This is a genomic window from Lysinibacillus sp. TE18511 (assembly GCF_054062295.1).
The window spans coordinates 1-18,667 of record NZ_JBSSFD010000018.1 but is presented as its reverse complement, the minus strand read 5'-3'; the positions used below and the strand labels follow the sequence as shown (position 1 = coordinate 18,667).

Here is an 18,667-nt window from a genome sequence, read left to right as displayed (position 1 = left end):
AACTAATGACATGTCAAAAAATCGACAAGTTTACAATATAACAAAATCAATATTATAGAGAAAATGCTAGAAGATACACGCTATGTGAAGTGGTTGATCTTCGTTCCGACTGAGCAACTCCTTGGGTTTCAACGATAGAGGAACGAAGGCTAAAAGCATCACGTCCTGTGACACCTGCATGACCAACATCGTGTTAGCCCGAGACCCTGGAGCGCAATCAAAGCGGCTCATCGGACGCCCCCATGACAGCGCTCAGTCGCAACGGAAATCAGCCCTGCATTATGGTGGTGAGCAAAAATAGCAAAATAAAAAAGGTTATTAGTATGCTATAAAAGCCATCTAATAACCTTCTTTCGATTCAATTATTCAATTTCAATTAACAAATCACCTGTTGAAATGGCGTCGCCTGCACTTGCGTATACTTCTTTTACGACTCCATCTTTCGGTGCTTGAACAGTTGTCTCCATTTTCATCGCTTCAGTAATTAACAAATGGTCTCCACGTTTAACAGTACTTCCTTTCGATACAACTACCTTTAAGACCGTACCTGGCATTGTAGCTCCAATTTGGTTTGGATTGCTTGGATCTGCCTTTAATGCTAAACTGCCATCTACTTCAACAGTCATATCTTGAATCACCAACTCACGGGATTGACCATTCAACTCAAAGTACATCACACGTGTTCCGTCATGCTGTGACTCTCCGATCGAAACGAGTTTAATAATCAGTGTTTTTCCTTTTTCGATTTCAACTTCGATTTCTTCACCTAGCTTTAATCCGCAAAGGAATGTTGGTGTGTCTAATACCGAAATATTGCCGAAAGAGTCCACTGTTTTCGCATACTCTTCAAACACTTTCGGGTACAAAGCATACGCCAGTACATCCTTTTTTGTCACCGGTCTGTTTAATTTTTCCTCCAGTACTGCCTCTAGCTGCTCAAAATTCACAGGTTCTAGTAGCTCACCTGGACGTACTGTAATGGCTTCGCGATCCTTTAACACAACCTGTTGAAGTGCCTCAGGGAAACCGCCATGTGGTTGTCCTAAATAACCCTGGAAGAACTCGATCACAGAATCTGGGAAATCAATAGTTTGTCCTCTTGTCAGTACAGAGCTTTCATCTAAATCGTTCTGTACCATAAATAACGCCATATCACCGACTACTTTCGAAGATGGGGTTACTTTGACAATATCGCCAAATAGAAGGTTCACGCGGGAATACATGCGCTTCACTTCCTCCCATCTATCCCCAAGACCAACTGCTTTGGCTTGCTGCTGTAAGTTACTGTATTGGCCGCCAGGCATCTCATGGACATAAATTTCAGAATGTGGGCTAATCATGCCGCTTTCAAAATCCTTATAATATTTACGCACATCTTCCCAGTAGTACGATAGTTTTTCTAGTGCTTCAATATCGGCACGAACCTCACGCTTACTGCCCTTCATTGCATAATACAAAGAGTTTGCACTTGGCTGTGACGTTAAGCCCGCCATCGAACCGAGCGCCGTATCAATGATATCCACCCCTGCCTCAATCGCCTTGGCATATAAATAAATACCATTGCCACTTGTATCATGTGTATGCAGATGGATTGGCAGACTTGTCGTCTCTTTTAACTCGGAAATTAAACGATACGCTGCTTCTGGTTTCAATAACCCAGCCATATCTTTTATCGCTAAAATATGGGCACCTGCTGCCTCCAGCTCCTTCGCCATTTCCTTGTAGTATTGGACTGAATATTTTGCCCTCGTATCATCAAAAATATCGCCTGTATAACAGATTGCTGCCTCGGCAATTTTACCAGACTGACGGGCGGCATCAATCGCTACTTCCATGCCTTTCATCCAGTTCAAACTATCGAAAATACGGAACACATCAATGCCTGATGCCGCTGATTCAGCGATAAACTCACGAATTAAATTGTCAGGGTAGTTCGTGTAACCGACAGCATTCGCTCCACGCAGTAACATTTGAAATAACACATTCGGTACTTGTTCACGCAACTTAGCAAGACGCTCCCATGGGTCTTCCTTTAAGAAACGGTACGCCACATCAAACGTCGCGCCACCCCACATTTCGAGTGAGAAGAAATCATGCATCATGTGTGCTGTTGCGTCTGCAATTTCGAACATATCCCGTGAACGAACACGTGTCGCAAGAAGTGATTGATGCGCATCTCGGAAGGTTGTATCCGTTAACAACACTTCCTCCTGCTCCAAAATCCATTTTACGAGCCCCTCTGCTCCTTGGGTATCTAAAATTTGCTTAGTACCTGTTGGTGGGACAATCAATTTATCGACTTTCGGAATGCTAGGTTGTACAAAAATCGGTTTTGCTTTCTTTTCTACTCCCGGGAAACCATTGAGCGTCACATTACCGATATAGCTTAATAGCTTTGTCCCACGGTCCTTACGCACAGGGAAATTAAATAATTCAGGTGTTGCATCAATAAAGCTAGTATCAAATGCACCCGTTAAAAATTTCTCGTGCGTCACGACATTATTTAAAAATGGAATATTCGTTTTGACCCCACGAATACGGAACTCTTTTAAGTTACGGTCCATCTTTGCTGCGGCTTCTTTAAATGTCATTCCTGATGTTGAAATTTTCACCAATAGTGAGTCATAGTACGGTGTCACCACAGCCCCCTGGAAGCCATTGCCGGCATCTAGGCGAACACCAAAGCCACCACTTGAGCGATACACCATCAGCTTTCCTGTATCCGGCATAAAGTCATTAGCTGGGTCTTCCGTTGTAACACGTGCTTGAATTGCATAGCCAATCATTGGAATATCCGCCTGTTGTGGAATATGGATCTCCTCGCTATGAAGACCGTAACCCGCAGCTACTTTTATTTGAGCATGCACGATATCGACACCTGTAATCATTTCAGTAATTGTATGCTCAACTTGAATACGAGGGTTGACCTCGATGAAATAAAAATCCTCTCCTGCGACTAAAAATTCTACTGTCCCTGCATTTATGTACGAGACATTTTTCATTAGTTGAACCGCTGCATCACAAATACTATTTCTTAAATTTTCTGAAATCGAATGAGATGGTGCGATTTCAACAACCTTTTGATGACGACGTTGTATCGAGCAATCGCGCTCATATAGATGGACAATATTGCCCTGTTGATCGCCAATAATTTGGACTTCAATATGCTTTGGCTTAATAATTGCCTTTTCTACATACACCTCATCAGAGCCGAATGCTGCCTTCGCCTCTGATTTTGCACGTTCATAGGAGGAAGCTAGCTCCTCATGACTATGAACAAGGCGCATACCACGACCACCGCCGCCTAGTGCTGCCTTAATCATAATTGGATAGTCATATGTGCTAACAAAAGCCTCTATCTCTGCTAAATCAGCTACTGGACCGTCTGTACCAGGAATAACAGGAATACCTGCAACAATTGCCTGTTCACGCGCTTTAACCTTATCTCCGAACATATCTAAGTGCTGGGAAGTTGGTCCAATAAAGACAATGCCCTCTTCTTCACAACGACGTGCAAATTCTACGTTTTCTGATAAAAAACCATACCCTGGATGAATCGCATCAACACCCGCATCCTTTGCGATGGCAATAATACCCTCAATATCTAAATAAGCATCGATTGGTTTCTTGCCAGCCCCTACTAAATAGGCCTCATCTGCTTTAAAGCGATGGAATGCCCCGCTATCCTCCCGCGAATATATGGCTACGGTTTGGATATTTAGCTCCGTACATGCACGGAAAATACGAATTGCAATTTCTCCCCTATTGGCTACGAGAATTTTGTTGATTGATTCCATAGATATCCCCCTTTATGATTGTGATTTTTTTCTTTCTACCTTTTCAAACATAGAAACATTAATTAATATTCCCATAGCTAAAGATAGAATAATTATAGATGTCCCGCCATAGCTAATAAAAGGTAGCGTTACACCGGTTAACGGGATTAACCCAGTTACACCCCCAAGGTTAATAAACGTTTGCCAGCCAATCCAGCTCGCAATACCAGCCGCAATCATACGTGCTAGTGGATCTTTTGTGCGCAACGCAATCGAAAATCCTTTATATACAATAAATCCTAGACCACCTAAGACGATTATCACACCCCAAATACCTAGTTCTTCCATTATAATCGCCATAATAAAATCTGTTTGTGGTTCAGGTAAATACCCCAATTTTTGAACGGATTGACCGAGGCCTCTTCCATCTAAACCACCTCCACCAATTGCATAATAACTATTTACAACTTGGTGACCCATATCATTTTCATAATCAAATGGATTAAAATAAGATAGAATTCGGCCTTTACGGTTACCCGTTAATAGCTCCCCTTTAAATAACCAAAGCATACCAAGGATAGCTGTACCAAATGCTCCTAATACCCCAAAAAACTTCCAAAATGTTTTAAATGGAATACCACTCGCCGCTACAACAGATACAGCAATGCCACAAAGTATAATGACAGCTCCTAAATCGGTTTCAAAAGCCACGCAAGCAACAACAAGTATCCAGAGAAATATTGGATAAAAAATTTCTGTCGGTTGTAGCTTTTCAAACGTATATTTTTGTCCTTTCCGATAAAAAGCAGCGGAAAAATATAAAATTATAAATAGTTTCGCATATTCAGAAGGCTGAAAATTCCCTAGACCCGGAATATGTATCCAACTCTGAGAACCTACTTGATCCGCACCATGACCGGCCACTTTTAACCAAGTAAATAGCACGGCAAGAACGACAGTAAGAAACAACATAACATTCTTATTGGCATAATGCTTGTACGGGAAAAATGCGGTCACTAAAAAACCCATAAAAGCTACAGTTAAATTTGTCACTTGCTTTTGATAAAAATAGTCTGGAGCCTGTCCTTCCTTTATAATTGCTACCATCATACTTGAGCTATAAATCATTACTAATCCAAATAAACTTAATAATAGAAAAGTAAAAAATAATGGGTAATCAAAATTTCGTGCATAACGTTTTAAGTATTGTTTCATCGGAAAACCTCATTCTAGAAAAAAAACTCAAATCGCAAATAGCGTTTGAGTTTTTTCTTTTTATTTGTCTGTATACGCGTCGTGTAGTACAGACAGTTCTTTCTCGAGTGAATCGAGAATCTCTTTGCCTTTTTCGCGTTCAATGAGTCCAAGCTTCACAGCAAAGTCAATTTCACGTGAAAGGCCGAACATTTGTGTATCTAATACTTCTTCATATAAAGGGCATTGTGGCATTGTTAAATGATCCATTTGTACTCGAATGAGGCGAGCGATTTTATCTGCATCAGCAACTAAAAGCTCCAAAGCCTTCTCCTGAAAAGAAGTTTGTGATTTCGTATCCATGAGGACGCCCCCATTATCTGATATTTCTTCGATTCTATCTTAATAAAGTTTATCTTTTAGTCGTTAAAATTGCAAGTGTCTTCGTTGGAAAATAGAGAAATCAAATTATATTTCTTTATTATACCTAGCCATTAGCGTTATACTATTTCATGGATATACAAGATTTGAGGAGGATTTCTATAATGGAAACAATAATTCCTATCAAGGGCGCAGTTTCATTTCAACTAACGTTAGATCCCACTGTTTGGATTTTCGATGATCGTAAATTAGATTTAAAAACGTACTTCACCTCACAAAAAGTGGAAGAAGATATGGATATCAAATATATGCGTGAAGTCGGTGCGCACTGGTCACGCGAAATTATGGAAGGGGCAACTTTCCCACCAACATTAAAATCCGAACGAAAATTTGACCGTAAAGGGATGGAAACAGGTACTTTCGGTATCGAATTAAGTCCCTTCTTGAAAAATGCTGAAATTAAACCAGAAGCGACAACAATTGTCATTGAATGCGAAGGTGGCAAAGAGTGTCCATTTACAATCGAAGAAGCTCATACATTAATTTTGCAATACAGCCAAGATGGTAAGCCTTTACTAGAAGATGGCCCTGTCCATGTATTATTTAGAGACGGTTCAAATGTAGACAACCCTATCAAAAATGTATTAGCTATTCGTGCCGAGTAGGAGGGAATGCAATGCGCGTAAAGTGTGTCATTTGCGATACAATTAACAATTTAGATGATAGTTTACCGTTAGCAAAAAAATTACGCAATCGACCAATTCATACGTATATGTGTGAGACGTGTCACGATCGTATTAAAGAAAATACCATCGCACGCGTTGAAACCGGGAATTTCCGTTTTTATCGTACTTCACCACAAATGGATAAAGAGTTTTAACAGCTACTAAAGGAGGTGACCCATTAATTGAGCCACCTCCTTTTTGTTGTTGAAAAGCTATTGTGTCAATGAAATTAAGATGTCCTATAAAATAAGATATGCTCTTCGGCGAAACGAGGAGTTGATTGAAGTCATTGTTCATATTATGCAGTAACAAATTGTACGACATTTTATTCTATCATTAGATACTGTACGCATTTCATTGAAAAGAAAGACTGCCTAAAATGTCTTTATATCATAAAAAATAGTATGCCAGATTGCTTCTAGCATACTATTTTATTTCGATTATTAACCATTATTTTTTTATAATCGCCTTCTCAATCAATTCGACAACCTGATACATAATCGTCGCAAAAAAGGCGATGATGAGCAGCGACATAAGCACGAGATTAAAGTTAAATACTTGAAAACCATAAATAATTAAATAACCAAGACCTTTTGAGGACACTAAAAATTCACCAACAATAACCCCTACCCAAGACAATCCTACGTTTACTTTTAAAGTAGAAATAATCGTTGGGAAGGAGGCAGGCAAAATCACTTCTCTAAATATTTGCCATCTAGTTGCTCCAAAAGTTTGTAATACTTTACTATAGTTTGGATCTACCCCTTTAAAGGCCGTGTAAACAACAATCGTCGTAATAATAATTGAAATCAAAGCACCCATTGCGATAATCGAAAAATAGCCTGGGCCAAGTGCAACAATTAATATTGGTCCTAGCGCAACTTTCGGCATCGCATTTAAAATAACTAAATATGGATCGAGTACCTTTGACAGCAAAGGTGACCACCACAAAACGCTGGCTATTAATGTCCCTAGTAAGGTACCAGCAATAAAACCGATAACTGTTTCCATTAGCGTGACACCAACATGCAACGTTATCGAACCATCACTTACTTTTTCTATAAACGTTTGCCATACATATGTTGGTGAACTAAAAATTAAACGATCAATCCATCCAAATCTAGAAAGAAGCTCCCACCCTCCAAAAAATACGAGTAAGATGATCAATTGATATAATCGAACAAAGCGTTTTTCCTTTTTTAACATTTGCTGATACTGTTTAAATAATGTATTATCCAAGGCTCTCCAGCTCCTTCCAAATAGTTTGGAATACATCTGAATATGCCGGATGCTGTCTTACATCAAACGGAGATAGCTTGCGTAATGTTTCAGGTATTTCAAAAACTCTATGCAATGAACCTGGATTAGCTGAAAAAAGAAAAACTCGTTCACTCATGGCGATTGCTTCACCAATATCATGTGTCACAAGAATCGCTGTTTTTTGATAGGCCTTTAAGGTTTCAACAACTAAGTCCTCAAGCTTTAATTTCGACTGATAATCAAGTGCCGAAAACGGTTCATCTAGCAGTAAGATTTTAGGATTTACTGCCAATGTCCTCGCAAGTGCTACACGCTGACGCATACCTCCTGATAACTCTCGAGGAAAATTGCTCCCTACATGTGGTAAACCTACTTCTCGCAACAGTGCATTGGCGGTCACTTTATGTGTTTTATTGCTCCGCTCCATAATTTTCAAGCCAATTGTGACATTTTCCTCGATAGTTTTCCAAGGAAACAAATAATCTTGTTGAAGCATATAGCCAATGAGAGACTTATTTTGTGCTGAAATTTCCTCTCCATCAATGTATACATTGCCATCAGTAGACGGAAATAAACCCGCAATAATTGATAATAAAGTTGTTTTCCCACATCCACTCGGCCCTATGAAAGATACAAATTCACCTTCACGAATTTCTAAATTGATATTACGTAAAACTTCCTTTGCCTGAGTATTGGAAAAATAGCTATGGTGAATATGTTCTAGTTTTAAAAAACCCATATTACTCAGCAGCCTTTTTAGCAAAGGTTGTATTCACAAGCTTTTCATAATCTACCCGTTGAGGAAGTTCACCCGCTTCCTCCATAATCGTTTGCAAGTTATCCCATTCCTCCTCATCTAAAATAGGATCTGTTGCATAAGAGCCTTGAGACTTATAACGCTCCACTACTGTTTCAATTAAAGCAACATCCACATTTTCAAAATATGGCTGAATGATTTTCGCTACTTCTGCAGCACTCTCTTTTTGTACAAAATCCTGCGCTCGTTTCAATGCGTTTGTAAAACCTTGCACTTTTTTCGCTTCATCCTTCAAATAACTACTTTTGGACATAAACGATGTGTAAGGTATATGACCGGATTCAGTTCCAAATGAAGCAACAATATAGCCTTTACCCTCTTTCTCAAAGATACTCGCTGTTGGTTCAAATAGTTGCACAAAGTCCCCTGTTCCAGAAGCAAAGGCCGTAGAAATATTAGCAAAATCGATGTTTTGAATGAGTGTTAAATCGTTTGTAGGATTGATGCCATGTTTTTTCAGTACAAACTCACCCGCCATTTGGGGCATTCCACCCTTACGTTGCCCTAAAAATGTAGTGCCTTTTAATTGATCCCATGAAAAATTATCCATTTTTTCACGCGCAACTAAAAATGTACCATCTGTTTGAGTTAGCTGTGCAAAATTTTGTATTGGATCGTTGGCGCCCTGAAGTGTCACATAAATAGAAGTTTCCGATCCAACTAAGGCAATATCAATGCCATCAGACAGCAACGCCGTCATTGTCTTATCGCCACCTGCAATCGTTTGTAACTCAACAGAAAGCCCCTCATCCTCGAAGAATCCTTTTTCAAGTGCTACATACTGCGGCGCGTAGAAAATCGAGCGCGTCACTTCTCCAACTTTGACCTTTTCAAGCTCCGCTTTATTACACGCTGTCAAAGAAAGGAGTAACAAAGCAATAACACTAAATAATAAACCTTTTTTAAGCCAACGCATTCCATTTCCTCCTCGATTGATGAAAATAAGCCTATCGTCATTAACTTATTCATATCGGAAGATTTCGGTGCCTATCAATTTAGGTTTGTGAGACACAATCGATTGAAAATGGGTTCCGTAGCCAATCGTTAATATGTAGATGGCTTAAAACGATAAAATTTTTACGATACCAAATAAAACAGCCTTAGCAAATTAATGCTAAGGCTGTTTTATTACTTAAAAACTCAATACAAGTTTCACGGTATAGGAGCCAAGCTACTCTCATTGATTGGCAGCTTGTTGCTCTTCTCTTTTTTCACGCCATAAACGTGTTTTATAGACGATTAAAATTAACGCTGCTACAATGAGCCCTTCTACCATTGGAAGATATAATGCAAAAAATGTTAACATAATACACCCTAAAAACAGGAAAATATAAATAACTATATTTTGTGATAGTTTTAATTTCTTTGCAAAGCCTAGTTTATAAACAAGTGCAGAGAGCAAAAACACTAGAGCAAACAGAACATAACCTGCCATTTCATAGCTAGGTAAGTTTTCATATAAAAAACGCGTAATCCCTGCCATTTTTTCATAGGCAATTGCAGTTTCCTCTGAATTTGTCTGTGCAGCACCTTGAATAAAATTCAGTTCACCCAATAAAGCGGACTTTATATCCAAGACTCCTCTTCCTTTCATGTCAGCGGAAAATTATTGTTCTGCGTTACGTAATTTTTTCGCTGCTTTCTCACGTTCGTTTTTATCTAGAATTTGTTTACGAAGGCGAATAGATTCTGGTGTGATTTCTAAGTACTCGTCATCACCTAAGTATTCAAGCGCTTCTTCTAGTGATAAAATACGTGGCTTTTTAATAACATTCGTTTGATCTTTGTTTGCTGAACGGATGTTTGTTTTTTGTTTCATTTTTGTGATGTTTACAGTGATATCAGCGTCACGAGTATTTTCTCCAACGATCATACCTTCGTAAATATCTGTACCTGGCTCCAAGAACAGTGTACCACGGTCTTCAATTTGCATCATACCATAAGTTGTTGATTTACCAGTTTCCATTGAAACTAGTACACCTTGGTGACGGCCACCAATTTTTCCTGGTAATAATGGTTGATAGCAATCGAACGTATGGTTGATAATACCGAAACCTTTTGTCATCGACATGAATTCAGTTGTATAACCGATTAATCCACGAGCTGGTACTAAGAACGTTAAACGAACTTGACCACTGCCGTTGTTCACCATATCAAGCATTTCACCTTTACGTGTACCAATTGATTCAATAATTGAACCAACATTTTCTTCAGGCACATCGATTTGAACGCGTTCGAAAGGTTCACATTTCACGCCGTCGATTTCACGCACGATTACTTGTGGTTTTGACACTTGTAATTCGAAGCCTTCACGACGCATGTTTTCGATAAGGATAGATAAGTGAAGCTCCCCACGACCTGAAACTGTCCAAGCATCTGGAGAATCAGTATCTTCAACACGTAAAGATACGTCTGTTTGTAATTGAGCACGTAAACGCTCTTCTACTTTACGAGAAGTAACCCATTTCCCTTCACGACCTGCGAATGGAGAATTGTTTACTAAGAAAGTCATTTGTAAAGTTGGCTCATCAATACGTAATGGCGTTAGCGCATCTGGGTGTTCAATAGGGCAAACTGTTTCACCAACGTTGATGTCTTCCATACCTGAAACGGCGATTAAGTCACCAGCTTTTGCTGTCTGAACTTCTTCACGTTTTAAGCCGAAGAAACCAAAGATTTTCGTTACACGGAAGTTTTTCACTGTTCCGTCTAACTTCATAAGAGATACTTGTTGACCTACAGAAATTGTTCCGCGGAATACGCGACCAATACCGATACGTCCAACGAAGTCATTATAGTCAAGTAAAGCTACTTGGAATTGTAATGGCTCTTCTGAGTTATCAATTGGTGCTGGAATAGCTTCGATAATTTTCTTAAATAGACATTCCATATCCGCTTCTTGCTTAGATGGATCAGCGTCTAAAGAAGCTGTACCATTTACACCTGAAGCATAGACAACAGGGAAGTCTAATTGATCTTCATCTGCACCTAGTTCAATGAATAATTCAAGTACTTCATCTACTACTTCTAGTGGACGAGCTGAATCTTTGTCTACTTTATTAACAACAACGATTGGTGTTAAACGTTGTTCTAATGCTTTTTTCAACACAAAACGTGTTTGTGGCATACAACCCTCATACGCATCGACAACTAGTACAACGCCATCTACCATTTTTAAAATACGTTCTACCTCACCACCGAAGTCAGCGTGTCCAGGCGTATCAAGGATGTTGATACGAGTTCCTTCATAGTTTACTGCTGTATTTTTAGCTAAAATCGTAATACCACGTTCGCGTTCAATATCATTAGAGTCCATTGCACGTTCTTCAACACGTTCGTTTGAACGGAATGTACCCGATTGTTTTAATAATTGGTCGACTAAAGTAGTTTTACCATGGTCAACGTGTGCGATAATTGCGATATTGCGAAGATCTTGACGTAAGTTTGTCATTATTCCACTCCATATTCTTTTTTCGAATGTTTAACTGTGATATTATAGCACAAGAAGGATAGAAATGTCCTTATTAGAATTTACATCATTCTAAAAAAATATAATTGCATTATAAATTTTTAATATAGGAGGCTCGGCTATGAATCGTGCAAAATTCGTAATGGGCATTTTCGCATTAGCAGCTGTTTTAGCAATGTGTTCTATTGGCTATTCTGTAGCAGCTGGTAGTGTTTTTGGTATAATAGCAGGCATTGTGGCTACTTGTGTCATTTTTATGACAGCCTTTAAATTGAAACGTAAACTGCGTGAGCAAGGATTACTTTAATAAGTAAGTAGGAGCCTGTCTAAAAATAGACGGCTCCTTTTTATTCATAGGGCACAATATATTTTTCTAATAGCTCCTTGTGAATAGAAGGATTGGCAATGATGAAAGTATCCTGATGTAGGAAATCAAAGCTCTCCCCATGTAAATTAGTGGCGATAGCCCCAACTTCCTTAGCAATAATGGTACCTCCAGCAATATCCCACGGCGACAGTCGCATAGATACATAAGCATCTAGTTTACCACTAACAACAAACGCTATTTCCATCGCAGCTGAACCATACGACCGTGTACCACGTACTTTCCGAACCATTTCAATGACTTTTTCATTGTGAATATGTCGGTTTGGTGCTACCCAGTGTGCGTTTATACCAATGACCGATTCCTCCATTTTGACTGATTGCAATTTACGTAATGGTGAGTCATTGTACCATGCCCCTTCGCCTGCAATTGCATAAAATAAGTCTTCACGCATTACATCAAATATGTAACCTAGCTTGCCCACCCCATTAATAAAAATACCGATAGAAATCATAAAATGCCGATGTTGTTTAACAAAATTCATCGTGCCATCTATTGGATCAATAATCCATACAACACCTTCTAACGACTCTACTTTTTCTCCCATACCTTCTTCCCCTAAAATTTTATGGGTTGGATCAAAAGCGCGTATCTTTTCGATAAAAAATAATTCTGTTTCACGGTCAATATTTGTGACAAGGTCATTTGCGCTTGATTTTGTCTCGATCACTAAATTGTATGAAAAGGCATCTCGAATACGGCTCCCTGCTTCAAATATAATACTTTTCGCAAATTGATCAATTTGTTGTAAATCCATAAAAACCCACCCTTCGAATAGGCACTATGCTTCTAGCCCTTCTTAAAAATACTTGCAACTTATCTTCATTTAAAGATATGCTAAAAGGTTCTCATTCCTCATGATGATGTTAAACACAGCACATAATCTTTTCTTTCTATTATGATATATTGTCTATTTTAACCTTTATAACAATAAAAATCACCTGCTGTCGGAATATTCAGCAAGTGATTTTTCAAATTGGTATGAAAGTTTTATTACGCATAGGCGTGCAAACTTTCAAGTTCCAGTTGAATTTCAGCTAGACGTTTTTTACTTTTTTTAATTTCAATCTCATTTTTTTCATTCATTGCAGAGAATAAAGAGGCCAATTCATAATCTAATTCTAATTGTAGAATGTATTCATATTGCTTTTCAATGTCAACTTTACGTATAATTTTTACGATTGGTTTCATAAAAATCACATCCTTTTTTAAAATTTTTTTTACAAAAACTTATCAAACTTGATAAAGTTCTTGTTATAAGATTTTTTCCCAATTTTCTAATAAAATAAACCTTATAAATCGAAAGGAGTTAAATAAAATTGCCGAAAACTAAATGGACTAACAATGACTTCAATGTTTTTCAAATAGATGGATTAGACCAGAGAATGGATGCGTTAATTTCATCTGTACGACCAAAATTCCAACTGCTTGGAGAGGATTTTTCTTCCTTCTTTTCAAGTCATCTTGGAGAAGAATTTTATCCTCATGTTGCGAAGCATGCACGAAGAACAGTAAATCCCCCAAACGACAGCTGGGTTGCCTTTGCTCCTTACAAAAGAGGTTATAAATCATTACCTCACTTTCAGATTGGTCTTTGGAGCACGCATTTATTCATCGTCTTAGCTATTATTTATGAAGCTCCTCAAAAAAATGTGATGGCAGAACGTTTAATTGCCAATAAAGCATTGCTTCAGCAGCTTCCTAATGATTTTATTGTTTCTGGGGATCATATGTCTCCTACAGCAATCTCCATGCAAGCCGCAAAGGAAGATAAGCTAGATGAATTGCTTATTCGTTTGCGTGATGTTAAAAAAGGTGAGTTTTTAGTCGGCCGACATATTCCAAGAGAACAAGCCATCCAACTGTCAGCTAGTGAACTTCATCAAATTACGGAAGAAACTTTCAGTAGCTTACTCCCTATTTATAACATCATTGTTGGAAAATAAAATTGTTGTGCTTCATCACCATAACGTTAATTGTATGTAGTGTATGCACAGTACTTATTTTTAACACGTTAAACCATAAGATAAAAAAATGTGGACGTGAGAAATACTCACGTCCACATTTTTTAACGGCGTTGCTTTGGTACAACTTTAATAATCGTACCATCAGCTGCTTCTTTTGTTTGTTTAACAACAGGGTAACTGACATAACCACTTGCCTCTTCAAACTCACGAAAAATTGATTTTTCCCCAGCTTGTGAAGGAACAATTTCTTTAAAACGACGATATTTCGCCATCATTACTTCACGCTTAATGCCTTTATCATAAGCTTGTTCAATCCCTTCAAAAAATTGAACAACATCGACAATTTCCTCAGTCGACCAATCGATTGAAAACGGATAAGAATATTCCATTAGACATAACCACCTTTATGTTACTGCATCCATTTTACCCGGATACTTTCTGCTTCTGCAACCATTCGAGTGATTAGCTCCTCAACTGTTGGAATATCATGAATCATCCCTGTAACTTGTCCGGCCCAACCAAACCCTTCATCTTTCTCACCATTATAAATAAATCGTTTATTGGCAGTGCCACTAATATAATTTTTCAACGCCTCATACGTTGGTGTCATTTGTTCAATTTCTAAAATCTTTTCGGTAAAACCATTGCGTAACGCTCTTGCTGGAGCTCCAATAGAACGCTTAATAATTGTGGTATCTGCTTCCGAACTTGCAAGTAATGCCTCTTTATAAGCCTCTGATGCATCGACACATTCCTTCGTTGCAATAAAACGTGTACCCATTTCAATTCCCTCGGCTCCTAGTGCATGCGCTGCCATCCATCCTCGACCATCACCTATCCCACCAGAAGCAATAACAGGAATTTTCACACTATCTACAACTTGTGGCACAAGCACCATCGTTCCTACATCATCACGACCAAGATGGCCACCACCCTCTTGGCCAACTACCATCACAGCATCTGCCCCAAGTTCTTCAGCCTTCTGAGCTTGCCTACGTGCAGCTACAAGTACTAATTTCTTAATATCCGTTCCGGCCAATATATCAAAAATAGGCGCAGGATTACCTCCAGTCATCGTAACAACCGGTACCTTTTCTTCCACTGCAACACGCACCATATCCTCATAACCAGTGCCATACATACCAATTGCAAAGTTTACACCAAAAGGCTTATCTGTTAATGTACGTACTTTATGAATCTCTGCGCGCAATAAGTCAGGATCTCGTAAACTCATTGCTGTTATTTGTCCCAGCCCTCCAGCATTCGACACCGCTGCTGCTAAATCAGCATATGCTAAATAGGCTAATCCCCCTTGAATAATTGGGTATTTAACATTTAAAAGTTCCGTTACACGTGTATTCCAATTCATAGTACCTCCCCTTTCGTACAATACTAACTTCTCGAAATCATCAAAAAATCCTTTTATTTTTTTATGTAAAGTCTATTCTTTCGTGTCATTAGGTGCTATAATTCATTTGTTTTCTTAGATATTATAAAGTGAGGTGGTACCTGCGTTGTCACAATTAGAGACTCCATTGTTCGACGTATTACTAAAACATCGGAACAGACATCCAATTCAGTTCCATATTCCAGGCCATAAGAAAGGGCAAGGTATGGATCCTGCTTTCCGCGAATTCGTCGGCGACAACGTTTTATCAATTGATTTAATTAATATTGCTCCACTAGACGATTTACATTCACCAAAAGGCGCGATTAAGGAAGCGCAAGCACTTGCTGCCGAAGCCTTTGGTGCTGATCATACATTCTTTTCCGTTCAAGGTACTAGTGGCGCCATTATGACGATGATTCTGACCGTCGTCGGTCCAGGTGATAAGATTTTAGTGCCACGGAATGTTCATAAATCAATTATGTCGGCGATTGTTTTCGCTGGTGCAATCCCGATTTTTATTCATCCTGAAGTAGATAGCGAGTATGGTATTTCTCATGGAATAACGCCTGAAGCTGTCGAAAAGGCTTTAATTGCTTATCCGGATACAAAAGCAGTCCTTGTCATCAACCCAACGTATTACGGCTTCACAGCTGATTTAAAGCGTATTGTCGAAATAGTTCATAGCCGTAATATCCCAGTAGTTGTTGATGAAGCCCATGGTGTACACATTAAATTCCATGATGATCTTCCTTATTCAGCGATGGAAGCAGGTGCCGATATGGCAGCTACAAGCGTACATAAGCTTGGTGGCTCCATGACACAAACATCGATTCTAAATGTTCGTGAAGGCCTTGTCTCTGCAAAACGCGTACAAGCTGTTTTTTCAATGTTAACAACAACATCGACATCTTATCCATTACTCGCTTCGCTTGACACAGCTCGACGTCAGCTAGCAATTCATGGCTATGATTTAATCGATGATGCACTTCGTTTGGCTAAGGATGCTCGTAAACGTATTAACCAAATTCCGCATTTAAAATGTGCTGGTAAAGAAAAATTACACTCCTCTGCAACTTATGATATGGATCCGTTAAAACTCTTGATTAGTGTTAAGGATTTGGGCATTTCTGGCCATCAAGCCGAAGAATGGCTTCGTCATAATGCTAATATCGAAGTAGAATTATCTGATCTATATAATATTTTATGTTTAGTGACATTAGCTGATACGAAAAAGGAAATTAATCTTCTAGTTAATGCCCTTAGTCGTATGTCTAAAACATTTGATTCAGAGGCTGCTATTACAGAAGCAGTTGTTAATGTTCCGGATATCCCAGCACTTGCCATGTCACCACGTGATGCATTTTATGCGGATACTGAGGTTGTTCCTCTTGCAGAAGCGGATAATTGCATTTGTGCAGAATTTATAATGGTATATCCTCCTGGTATTCCGATTTTTATTCCCGGGGAAATAATTACCCAAGAAAATATTCGTTATATTCAAATGAATATTGAAGCTGGTTTACCTGTTCAAGGACCAGAAGATACAACATTAAAAACGATTCGCGTCATAAAAGAACGCAAACCGATCTTTTAATTGCTAAGCTACCTCTATAAAATGGGGTAGCTTTTCTTAACAAAAACTACCACAAACTATAGAACATGGCTAATACAGGAAAGATAAGCCACCAATAATGCCACAAAAAATCCCCGATTGTTTTATGATAATTGCATCCGGAATCCGCTTTGTGCTTGCAAATCGGTTATTAAACATTACTCTAGAAGCTATTATTTGCAGATTCGCAACGATTAGTTCCTTTCAACGAAAAAGAACGATTAATAGTTTGTACACAATCGATTTTTGTCATTTTTTTACATGAATAAATATACAAATAGCGGGCATAGAAATGCGCCAATAATTGCTGATAAGCCCATAGATAACGAGCCTACTGATAATTCTTGCTCTCCGTATTCTCTTAATTTAACAAGTCCAACGCCATGCGAAGCACTACCTACCGCAACCCCTCTGCTAACAGCTGAGTCAATGTTGCCGTATTTAATGACTAACGGTCCGATAATAGCGCCTACAAATCCTGCTAGCATTACAAACACAGCTGTTAATGGTGGAATGCCGCCAATTGTTTCACTCACCTGCATACCAACAGGTGTCGTTAATGATTTCGGTAAGGCTGTCAGCATCCAGCTATCGTTGACACCGATCCATTTCAACATAACAAATATTGTCACTAAGCCCGTAATCATGGCGATAAAAATACCTGACAAAATAGAATACTTATACTTTATAATAATCGCACGCTGATTATAAAGAGGATACGCAAGTGCTACAACTGCTGGACCTAGCATTTTTTGAAGCCACTCGCCTCCCTCCATATAAGTAGAATATGGAACATTAAAGACTAATAAAATGATGACACTGACGATCGTTGTCGTCACTAGTGGAATCATTAAAGGATGTGGAAAACGCTGATAAAGTTTTGTAAATAATAGGAACAACACAATTGTGCCGATTACAACAATCATTTCAATCAATAGTTAATTCCCCCTCTCCATCCTCTACAATAGCCTCTGTTTCTTTTTTAGCCTGCTCCTTTTTCTCAATCATTTGGGTAAGTAATCCTGTAATATAAATAGAGATTAACGTGCTGGCTATAACAGCTAAAATGATTAACAGACCAGTCGTTGACAAAAGTTCAGGATAGTCAATCACTCCCACTGTTGCAGGAATGAAAAACAATGTTAATACGCCAATTAAAAAGCCTGCTCCATCTTGAATGTATTCTACTTTAATTATTTTAAAGATGAGTGAAAGTGCTAATAATAATAATCCAATTATACTTCCAGGCAGAGGTACATGTACTAAAGACACAATACCTTCGCCAATGTAATAATAAATATTGAGTATGCCAATCTGAACAATAATACGAACAACTCTCTGTAACATCGCAGCAAAATTTTCGTTCAACATTTCGCCACATTTCACCCCCTATTACGTTCATTCTACATCTGCAGGAATTTTCTGTCTATTATAATTTTAAGATAAAATAGAAAAAGAAGATAGCTCAAAAACACTTTAAGCGACCTTCTTTTTATTCAAACGATCAATAGGTTGTCTATAGAAACACACTAAATATGGCTCATCATCATAACGTGTAGTTGATTTCCGTTCCGACTGGGCGCTTTGTTGCTGACGCTTCGCTTTCGCACAGATAAAACATTGTTGCTGACGCTTCGCTTTCGCACAGATAAAACATTGTTGCTGACGCTTCGCTTTCGCACAGATAAAAC

General features: G+C 38.6%; 20 protein-coding genes. 6 read left to right on the top strand and 14 right to left on the bottom strand.

Going from position 1 to position 18,667, the window contains the following annotated elements; translation table 11 throughout:
- Nucleotides 1–121 precede the first annotated feature (121 nt).
- A complete protein-coding gene (locus tag ACVWXS_RS14095; RefSeq protein ID WP_456958672.1) occupies nt 122–301 on the top strand; it encodes a hypothetical protein in 180 nt (59 codons plus the stop codon).
- A 61-nt stretch (nt 302–362) separates the two neighbouring features.
- Here ACVWXS_RS14095 and pyc read toward each other — a convergent pair whose 3' ends face one another.
- Genes pyc through ACVWXS_RS14080 form a run of 3 tightly spaced genes read right to left on the bottom strand, consistent with a single transcriptional unit; the run spans nt 363 to nt 5,333 of the window.
- Nucleotides 363–3,797: a pyruvate carboxylase gene (gene pyc, locus ACVWXS_RS14090; RefSeq protein WP_456958671.1), complete on the bottom strand. Its 3,435-nt coding sequence runs from the start codon at nt 3,795–3,797 to the stop codon at nt 363–365.
- Nucleotides 3,798–3,809: 12 nt separating this feature from the next.
- The gene (locus tag ACVWXS_RS14085) at nt 3,810–4,991 is read right to left on the bottom strand and encodes an FtsW/RodA/SpoVE family cell cycle protein (protein WP_068983287.1); all 1,182 of its coding nucleotides are present in this window, start codon (nt 4,989–4,991) and stop codon (nt 3,810–3,812) included.
- Between the two features lie 60 nt (nt 4,992–5,051).
- Nucleotides 5,052–5,333, bottom strand: a complete 282-nt coding sequence (locus ACVWXS_RS14080; protein ID WP_004224778.1) for a YlaN family protein — start codon at nt 5,331–5,333, stop codon at nt 5,052–5,054.
- 182 nt (nt 5,334–5,515) lie between these two features.
- Here ACVWXS_RS14080 and ACVWXS_RS14075 point away from each other — a divergent pair, with 182 nt between their 5' ends.
- Together ACVWXS_RS14075 and ACVWXS_RS14070 are read left to right on the top strand one after the other, a co-directional pair.
- Nucleotides 5,516–6,016 (top strand): peptidyl-prolyl cis-trans isomerase, encoded by a 501-nt coding sequence (locus ACVWXS_RS14075; protein WP_368636856.1) that lies wholly within the window; start codon nt 5,516–5,518, stop codon nt 6,014–6,016.
- 11 nt (nt 6,017–6,027) lie between these two features.
- A complete protein-coding gene (locus ACVWXS_RS14070; protein ID WP_368636857.1) occupies nt 6,028–6,231 on the top strand; it encodes a YlaI family protein in 204 nt (67 codons plus the stop codon).
- 295 nt (nt 6,232–6,526) lie between these two features.
- Here ACVWXS_RS14070 and ACVWXS_RS14065 read toward each other — a convergent pair whose 3' ends face one another.
- The 5 genes from ACVWXS_RS14065 to typA form a co-directional block, all read right to left on the bottom strand.
- A complete protein-coding gene (locus ACVWXS_RS14065) occupies nt 6,527–7,315 on the bottom strand; it encodes an ABC transporter permease (RefSeq protein ID WP_456958669.1) in 789 nt (262 codons plus the stop codon).
- Nucleotides 7,308–8,075, bottom strand: coding sequence for an ABC transporter ATP-binding protein (locus ACVWXS_RS14060; RefSeq protein WP_423474837.1), 768 nt, complete (start codon nt 8,073–8,075; stop codon nt 7,308–7,310). Before ACVWXS_RS14060 ends, ACVWXS_RS14065 begins: the two co-directional genes overlap by 8 nt.
- Before the next feature lies 1 nt (nt 8,076).
- A complete protein-coding gene (locus ACVWXS_RS14055) occupies nt 8,077–9,069 on the bottom strand; it encodes an ABC transporter substrate-binding protein (protein ID WP_368636860.1) in 993 nt (330 codons plus the stop codon).
- Between the two features lie 261 nt (nt 9,070–9,330).
- Nucleotides 9,331–9,729 (bottom strand): YlaH-like family protein, encoded by a 399-nt coding sequence (locus ACVWXS_RS14050; RefSeq protein ID WP_368636861.1) that lies wholly within the window; start codon nt 9,727–9,729, stop codon nt 9,331–9,333.
- A gap of 30 nt (nt 9,730–9,759) precedes the next feature.
- Nucleotides 9,760–11,604, bottom strand: a complete 1,845-nt coding sequence (typA, locus tag ACVWXS_RS14045) for a translational GTPase TypA (protein WP_402984013.1) — start codon at nt 11,602–11,604, stop codon at nt 9,760–9,762.
- A gap of 139 nt (nt 11,605–11,743) precedes the next feature.
- Here typA and ACVWXS_RS14040 point away from each other — a divergent pair, with 139 nt between their 5' ends.
- Nucleotides 11,744–11,929 carry a DUF5325 family protein gene (locus tag ACVWXS_RS14040; RefSeq protein WP_368636863.1) on the top strand — a complete coding sequence of 62 codons (186 nt, stop codon included), beginning with the start codon at nt 11,744–11,746 and terminating at the stop codon, nt 11,927–11,929.
- A 40-nt stretch (nt 11,930–11,969) separates the two neighbouring features.
- On the opposite strand, the gene ACVWXS_RS14035 is transcribed toward ACVWXS_RS14040, so the two are convergent.
- Together ACVWXS_RS14035 and ACVWXS_RS14030 are read right to left on the bottom strand one after the other, a co-directional pair.
- Complete coding sequence (locus tag ACVWXS_RS14035; RefSeq protein ID WP_068983296.1) at nt 11,970–12,764, bottom strand: inositol monophosphatase family protein; 795 nt, start codon at nt 12,762–12,764, stop codon at nt 11,970–11,972.
- 236 nt (nt 12,765–13,000) lie between these two features.
- On the bottom strand, nt 13,001–13,198 hold the full coding sequence (locus tag ACVWXS_RS14030; RefSeq protein ID WP_368636864.1) for a hypothetical protein: 198 nt from the start codon (nt 13,196–13,198) through the stop codon (nt 13,001–13,003).
- A gap of 128 nt (nt 13,199–13,326) precedes the next feature.
- On the opposite strand from ACVWXS_RS14030, the gene ACVWXS_RS14025 reads away from it, so the two are divergent.
- Nucleotides 13,327–13,953, top strand: coding sequence for a YktB family protein (locus ACVWXS_RS14025; RefSeq protein ID WP_423474840.1), 627 nt, complete (start codon nt 13,327–13,329; stop codon nt 13,951–13,953).
- A gap of 122 nt (nt 13,954–14,075) precedes the next feature.
- On the opposite strand, the gene ACVWXS_RS14020 is transcribed toward ACVWXS_RS14025, so the two are convergent.
- Nucleotides 14,076–14,363 (bottom strand): UPF0223 family protein, encoded by a 288-nt coding sequence (locus ACVWXS_RS14020; protein WP_368636866.1) that lies wholly within the window; start codon nt 14,361–14,363, stop codon nt 14,076–14,078.
- A gap of 20 nt (nt 14,364–14,383) precedes the next feature.
- Nucleotides 14,384–15,343: an NAD(P)H-dependent flavin oxidoreductase gene (locus ACVWXS_RS14015; protein ID WP_456958666.1), complete on the bottom strand. Its 960-nt coding sequence runs from the start codon at nt 15,341–15,343 to the stop codon at nt 14,384–14,386.
- 145 nt (nt 15,344–15,488) lie between these two features.
- Between ACVWXS_RS14015 and ACVWXS_RS14010 the strand changes: the two genes are divergently transcribed.
- Nucleotides 15,489–16,958: an aminotransferase class I/II-fold pyridoxal phosphate-dependent enzyme gene (locus ACVWXS_RS14010; protein ID WP_456958664.1), complete on the top strand. Its 1,470-nt coding sequence runs from the start codon at nt 15,489–15,491 to the stop codon at nt 16,956–16,958.
- Between the two features lie 275 nt (nt 16,959–17,233).
- Here ACVWXS_RS14010 and ACVWXS_RS14005 read toward each other — a convergent pair whose 3' ends face one another.
- Entirely contained in the window at nt 17,234–17,902 is a 669-nt protein-coding gene (locus ACVWXS_RS14005; RefSeq protein ID WP_456958711.1) for an LrgB family protein, read from the bottom strand.
- 1 nt (nt 17,903) lies between these two features.
- Nucleotides 17,904–18,347, bottom strand: coding sequence for a CidA/LrgA family protein (locus ACVWXS_RS14000; RefSeq protein WP_423474846.1), 444 nt, complete (start codon nt 18,345–18,347; stop codon nt 17,904–17,906).
- Between the last annotated feature and the right edge of the window lie 320 nt (nt 18,348–18,667).

Bases quoted from the DNA above. Each gene is read 5' to 3' on its own strand.
- pyc (WP_456958671.1), bottom strand. From the start codon at position 3,797: ATGGAATCAATCAACAAAATTCTCGTAGCCAATAGGGGAGAAATTGCA.
- ACVWXS_RS14085 (WP_068983287.1), bottom strand. From the start codon at position 4,991: ATGAAACAATACTTAAAACGTTATGCACGAAATTTTGATTACCCATTA.
- ACVWXS_RS14080 (WP_004224778.1), bottom strand. From the start codon at position 5,333: ATGGATACGAAATCACAAACTTCTTTTCAGGAGAAGGCTTTGGAGCTT.
- ACVWXS_RS14075 (WP_368636856.1), top strand. From the start codon at position 5,516: ATGGAAACAATAATTCCTATCAAGGGCGCAGTTTCATTTCAACTAACG.
- ACVWXS_RS14070 (WP_368636857.1), top strand. From the start codon at position 6,028: ATGCGCGTAAAGTGTGTCATTTGCGATACAATTAACAATTTAGATGAT.
- ACVWXS_RS14060 (WP_423474837.1), bottom strand. From the start codon at position 8,075: ATGGGTTTTTTAAAACTAGAACATATTCACCATAGCTATTTTTCCAAT.
- ACVWXS_RS14055 (WP_368636860.1), bottom strand. From the start codon at position 9,069: ATGCGTTGGCTTAAAAAAGGTTTATTATTTAGTGTTATTGCTTTGTTA.
- typA (WP_402984013.1), bottom strand. From the start codon at position 11,604: ATGACAAACTTACGTCAAGATCTTCGCAATATCGCAATTATCGCACAC.
- ACVWXS_RS14040 (WP_368636863.1), top strand. From the start codon at position 11,744: ATGAATCGTGCAAAATTCGTAATGGGCATTTTCGCATTAGCAGCTGTT.
- ACVWXS_RS14035 (WP_068983296.1), bottom strand. From the start codon at position 12,764: ATGGATTTACAACAAATTGATCAATTTGCGAAAAGTATTATATTTGAA.
- ACVWXS_RS14030 (WP_368636864.1), bottom strand. From the start codon at position 13,198: ATGAAACCAATCGTAAAAATTATACGTAAAGTTGACATTGAAAAGCAA.
- ACVWXS_RS14020 (WP_368636866.1), bottom strand. From the start codon at position 14,363: ATGGAATATTCTTATCCGTTTTCAATCGATTGGTCGACTGAGGAAATT.
- ACVWXS_RS14015 (WP_456958666.1), bottom strand. From the start codon at position 15,343: ATGAATTGGAATACACGTGTAACGGAACTTTTAAATGTTAAATACCCA.
- ACVWXS_RS14005 (WP_456958711.1), bottom strand. From the start codon at position 17,902: ATGATTGTTGTAATCGGCACAATTGTGTTGTTCCTATTATTTACAAAA.
- ACVWXS_RS14000 (WP_423474846.1), bottom strand. From the start codon at position 18,347: ATGTTGAACGAAAATTTTGCTGCGATGTTACAGAGAGTTGTTCGTATT.